General features: G+C 38.4%; 4 protein-coding genes and 1 pseudogene. 4 read left to right on the forward strand and 1 reads right to left on the reverse strand.

All coding sequences use genetic code 11. The annotated features are described in order from the left end of the window. The 4 genes and pseudogenes from K339_RS37500 to K339_RS0109660 form a co-directional block, all read left to right on the forward strand. Nucleotides 1–436, forward strand: a pseudogene (locus K339_RS37500) (hypothetical protein); the annotation flags it as partial. A gap of 48 nt (nt 437–484) precedes the next feature. Beyond that, the gene (locus K339_RS0109650; RefSeq protein ID WP_028523404.1) at nt 485–1,726 is read left to right on the forward strand and encodes a toprim domain-containing protein; all 1,242 of its coding nucleotides are present in this window, start codon (nt 485–487) and stop codon (nt 1,724–1,726) included. 16 nt (nt 1,727–1,742) lie between these two features. Beyond that, nucleotides 1,743–2,879, forward strand: a complete 1,137-nt coding sequence (locus K339_RS0109655; RefSeq protein WP_028523405.1) for a hypothetical protein — start codon at nt 1,743–1,745, stop codon at nt 2,877–2,879. 552 nt (nt 2,880–3,431) lie between these two features. Beyond that, nucleotides 3,432–4,775, forward strand: a complete 1,344-nt coding sequence (locus tag K339_RS0109660) for an ATP-binding protein (protein WP_028523406.1) — start codon at nt 3,432–3,434, stop codon at nt 4,773–4,775. Nucleotides 4,776–5,163: 388 nt separating this feature from the next. On the opposite strand, the gene K339_RS0109665 is transcribed toward K339_RS0109660, so the two are convergent. Beyond that, a complete protein-coding gene (locus tag K339_RS0109665; protein ID WP_262505879.1) occupies nt 5,164–5,799 on the reverse strand; it encodes a Tn3 family transposase in 636 nt (211 codons plus the stop codon). Nucleotides 5,800–5,844: the final 45 nt, after the last annotated feature.

Genomic DNA, 5,844 nt, shown 5'->3' on the forward strand with positions numbered 1-5,844 from the left:
GCATAAGGGACAAAATGTCCTTTATGGCACTGAGGTGGTTTCAACCTCCCAAAAATTAGGCAAACGCTTTAATGTAAGTGAGAAAACAATTAAGCGAGATGCTGAATTTGCTTCGGGTTTAGAAAAACTGGATCCGAGCCTGAAATTAGGGATTTTATCGGGTCAAACTAAAGTTAACAAAACGATTATTCAGCAGGTTGGAAAAACAGTTACCCCTGAATCTCCTTTGGCGACGGTTGACGAGATTGAGCAGGCAGTTAAAAAAGTGCTAGTGGATACCAAAAAAACGATTTCCAAGCCAGCTAAAGAGAATCCAAAAGAGGTACTGATTCGACAGTTGTCAGAGTTAACGAAGCAACTACAACAAACAGGAATGGTCAGGATTTGTGACGAAATCATACGCTGTGCTTCAAAGCTCAAAAAACTAGACAAATGAAAGTCGTAATGTTATAGTGGTATATAAAAAGTTGAAAATAGAATATAGATGGAAAGGTTGACCCAAGAGGGCAAACATAATTGGGAGTATTATAAAGCGCGGATTGATTTGGTGGAGTTTGCAATATGGAAAGGGTTTGCTATTAACCCCAAGAAAACATCGCGCAACTACGTAGTTTTGAAGAAAGAGGGAGATGTAATTGTTGTTTTTTTTAACCAAAATACTGGTTACCAAGGTTACTTCAATCCTGTTGACACAAAAGATAGGGGTAGCGTTCTCGACTTTGAGTTTAATAGAAGCCAACGAAACTGGAAGGATGTGTTTGGCGCTTTGGATGGGTATTTGAATGAATTGAAAATAGGAAAGATTAGAACTAATAAACGTGTTTTGCGCCCCACTCTCCCCCCTACTACCGAGTATGACGCTAATTATGATTTTAAATTTCAGCCACTATCCGACTTCTCTTATTTGAATCAACGTGGTATTACTGTAAAAACAGCCTCGGAAGCTTGTTTTCAGCAGCAAATATTCAATAAGACCTTTACGTTCAATGGAGTTTTGTACATAAATACAGCATTCCCATTACGAAATCAAACGGGAGTGGTTGCGGCGATTGTCCGAAATGCACGCTATAATAAAATCGAATGTTCTCGGGGGGACGCTTGTTGGGTGTCTGATTTGGCAATGAATGACGCGGAAAATGTTACTATGGTCATTACCGAAAGCCCCATTGATGCGCTTTCGTACCACCAATTGTTTTTACCATACCCCTCTGAAAAAAGACTTTACGTCGCAACGGCGGGGAATTTAAGCGATACTCAACCCCAATTTATTCAGTACTTGGTTGAGCTCTATCGTCCGGACAAAATTGTACTGGCCAATGATAAGGATAAAGGCGGTTTGGTACAAAATGTAAAACTGATGGGTGCGTTGATGTACCCTGACTACCCTGCTAATCTGAGAGTCATTGTGCAGTCTCATGGACAAAAAATAATATTTTCATTTCGATATGAAGTCGAAAATCCGTCAAATGAAGTGCCTTTTCTTGAAGGAATGGTTGAAAAGTATTTTAAAAACACTAAAAAATTTGTAGCCTCTCGAAACGATGGATGGGTCGATGTGCATATTGATACTATGGGTTTGGCTCTTGGAATACTGGAAGAATTTCTGGCCAAAGAAAAAAAGCCATCAAATTGGTTGACAATCCATAAACCTCATTTGAAAGACTTTAATGAAGACTTACAATTTATAGCAAAACGCGATCCTAATTATAGTGATATGTCTCTTTAATTGACTTTACACCTGTATGAATCTAAAATCTGAATCCATTGCCTTCATTCCAAACAACGCCCAGGAGTGGCTGGATCGCGTCCGGCTTGATAGAAATCTATTTTATAACCTACCCGATATACAGCGTAATTTTAAGGAAGACGCCACACTTGCACGGGATATTATCATCTTTCTAGCCCATTCGTATAAAACAGACTTATTTGGGTACACCAACTTTGCCATCAATGATTTTTGCAAGTTGATGGGCTACAAATCGCCAAATTTGCAAAAAACACATCCAATTTTTGAAACGGGTATGATTAAACCTCCTACCTTGCTAGGACATGAGTTTAAGAGCGTCTTTGAATATACGTTGTATCGTTTGGCGGCAAACAATATCCCTTTATCTCGGATTGAAAAGACGCAAATTCCCAGTATGAAAGAACTTAACGTCTCTTTCGTACAGATTATCAGTGATATACGAGTAAGCTATAATGTAAATCGCCCACAAAAAAGGTTTTATTCTTTTAAATTAGGACGGGGATTTGTTGAAAACCTGATGAGTTTCTACGTAACACTGAGTTTAAAGGATTATTTACGGGTAGCATCCAATAAAAACAGTGGTCGTATCAAAAACCTGTATATTTATTTAGCGGGGATGCAAAACGTATTGATTTATAATAGTACCAACGTATTAACTCCCAATTTTGACTTTCTTTGTGAAATTGCCAATATTGAAGACCAACTTCCAAAGCACCGTAAATTCATTCTCCATAAGTACCTGAAAAACATTGCAGAACACTCTGATTTGAAATTTCAAATTGAGTTTTTTACAGATAAAGGACAAAAACAAGCATACAGTATTCGGCTGACATTTGATTTAACTCAATTGCCCTTGGAAGGGAATAAGAAAAATTTGTTTTTTAAACTACTCAACGAGCGGCTTCGTCAGGCGTTTGATGATCAGTTCCCTCAGTACGTTGATAACTTTGAATTGTTTCAAAAGTGGCTTACCAATCGGGAGTACGATAAGGAGTTGAAAGATCGGATTATACGCGACGTGTATAAAGCAAGTTTTATGTCGGAGCATGATAAATCGGAAGATTTAAGCCTTCAGGAGCTTCTTGACAGTTATATACAGAACTTGAATGAAGAAAAGCCGAGTGAATCTTAGAAAAATACAAGTCGTCGCTATAAGATTGCGACCAAAGCAGGTTTTTACCACTATAAGATTGCGACCGAAATGCTTTTTACCGCTATAAGATTACGACTTACCGCTATAAGATTGCGACCGAAACGGTATTGCTACTATAAGATTACGACCGAAACGACGGTTACCGCTATAAGATTGCGACTAAAATGGCTACCGCTATAAGATTGCGACCAATTTTATTTTCTTAATTATCTGATTATCAGGTAATTTTATAATGAACCGCTATAAGATTGCGACCATATATATAACTATTATATAATTTTATATAGTTAACAGGGAAAAAAATATTTATATTTTCAATATCAATGTTATATATTATATAATGCTAATATAACGGAATAATAACGATAATAAAATGAAATACGCGTACAAAATACCTTTTCAAAATTGAATAGCTCCTTACTTTTATTCTAACAAAAACAAGTCAGGTTTTACTAAAAATAGAGTATATTTGATAGCACTAAAACAACCTTGGAAAGCTCAAAAGCTTGCTAGAATTACACAGCTTGTAGAATGGAAGAAAGTCAAAATATACAATGGAAAGAAACTTGGCGTGACGAGTATATCAAGTGGATTGGCGGTTTTGCGAATGCTTCTGGCGGCAAACTTTTAATCGGTATCAACGACAAAGGGGAAGTAACAGGGCTTAATGATGCAAAAAAAATGTTAGAAGACATTCCAAATAAGGTGCGGGATATTTTGGGTATTGTGGTGGATGTGGATTTAAAAACGAGTCTTCAAGGAAATTATTTAGAAATTAGCGTAGAGGCTTATCCGTACCCAGTCAGCTACAAAGGGCAGTATCATTACCGCAGTGGTAGTACCAAACAAGAACTCAAAGGAGCTGCTTTGGATAAGTTCTTGCTCAACAAACAAGGAAGACGCTGGGATGCAGTGCCAATTCCCCATGTTTCAGCAAACGATTTGAGCCTTTCGGCCTTTGATTTTTTCCGAACAAAGGCCATCAAATCTAATCGACTGACGGAAGAAATTGTACAGGAAAGTAACGACATATTACTCGAAAAGCTTCATTTGACCGAAGGTAACTTCTTGAAAAGAGCGGCCATTTTGCTCTTTCATCCCGATCCCGAAAAGTACGTCACTGGGGCTTTTGTGAAAATTGGCTATTTCCGCACGGATGATGATTTGTTGTTTCAGGACGAAATCCACGGGCATTTATTTGAGCAAATCGAAAAAGCACTTGATTTGTTGCGTACCAAATACCTAAAAGCACTTATTAGTTATGAGGGTATTCAACGCATCGAGGAACTCCCGTTTCCAGAAGCAGCCCTGAGGGAGGCATTGCTCAACGCCATTGCTCACAAAGATTACAGCAGCGGGATTCCCATTCAAATCAGTGTATATGCTGATAAAATCATCTTTTGGAACGAAGGTACGTTACCCGAAAACTGGACAGTCGAAAACTTAAAGCAAAAACATGCTTCGCGACCTTTTAACCCTAGTATTTCAACGGCCCTTTTCAGAACTGGCTACATTGAGCAATGGGGAAGAGGCACCATTCGAATTATCAACGAGTGTATCAATTATGGTTTACCTGCTCCTGTGTTCGATTATGATTTTGCCAGTGTAATGCTTGAAATAAAACAAAAAATCGAGAAAGTACCACAAAATAACACGTTTCCTGCCAAAGATGTCGGAGAAATGTCGGAGAAAATGTCGGAGAAAGTACTGACGTTGATTAGAACGAATTCTACCATCACAACAGCAATTTTGGCAAAAGAACTCAGAGTGAGTACAAAAACCATCGAAAGAGCCATAAAAACGCTAAAAGAGGAGAAGAAAATCGAAAGAATGGGGGGAGACAGAGGTGGCTATTGGAAAGTAATACCGAAGTAAGAGAAGTGCCAATTCCCCGCCAATAGCTTGCGTTAGATTTTGTCCTGACAAAGTCATGGCTTGCTAACGCTTCGCTTTCTTTTTAGGCTTCCATAATCTCCTTTTATCTTCTCTAATAGGTGGGGGCATATTTGCGTACGATTGGATGACCGAAGCCAATCACCCATCAACCATAAAAATCGAATAAACTACGGTTTTTTTATTTGCCCTTATATTAGGCGTTAAGAGTAGGCTTACTCACTTACTTTTTAGCGATGGTTTTTTCCCTCGTAGATCTGGACAGCTAGCTGAGTATCCTATCATGATGATACCATGGTACACTCCTGAGTAGAGGTTCTTTCTGCAAATCTGCGGAAAACGGCGGTTTGAAGAGCTTTGATAGAGCTTGTTATCGGTTTTTTCTTAGTGGTCTAAGCCCGTTTGTATCCATTTCAAAGGTATTTTCAAAAGAATATTTGCCCAAGCGATTTATATGCTCAAAAGGAGCAGGTGAAATATGCTGAAAATCAGTCTCATCTACCTGAAATCCTTCGCTTTGAAGTTGTTTTAATACTTCCTGAATGTAAACAGTATTCCAAACAATGACGATATTTGTTAGTAAGTTAAGACTTCGTGCCGTTACTTGTTGCTCCTGCTCTTGTCTTTTACGAATAACTCCATCCCCCCCAAACCACAAATAAACCCTCAATCCATGCAGTTGCTCACCTTTATTGAGTTGAGCATTGATTCTCTTTCTTAATGGTTGACTGAGTAAGTATTTACAGATAAAAATGGTTTTGACCAACTGCCCATAAGATTGCAGTACATACATCAGATTATTTTGCTTGGGATAGGCTTGTAGTTTAGCAATAAGCGTAACAGGTGTAACAGTTCCCATTATTAAAGAAGCAGCTACTCGTGTCATTTCGTCTTTATGTTTTTTGAGGTAATCCACATTAACAGTGCCTGTGAATTTTAATGCCGGATAAGTAATTTGGTTGCAACTCCCGATTCGGGCCAAAAGTAAGATAGACAGATTAAGCACTATTACTTATCCTAATCCTGCTGGTTCTTTGGCTGCGGGTGCATA

Source organism: Runella limosa DSM 17973, from assembly GCF_000482465.1.
GTDB classification, from domain to species: Bacteria; Bacteroidota; Bacteroidia; order Cytophagales; family Spirosomataceae; genus Runella; species Runella limosa.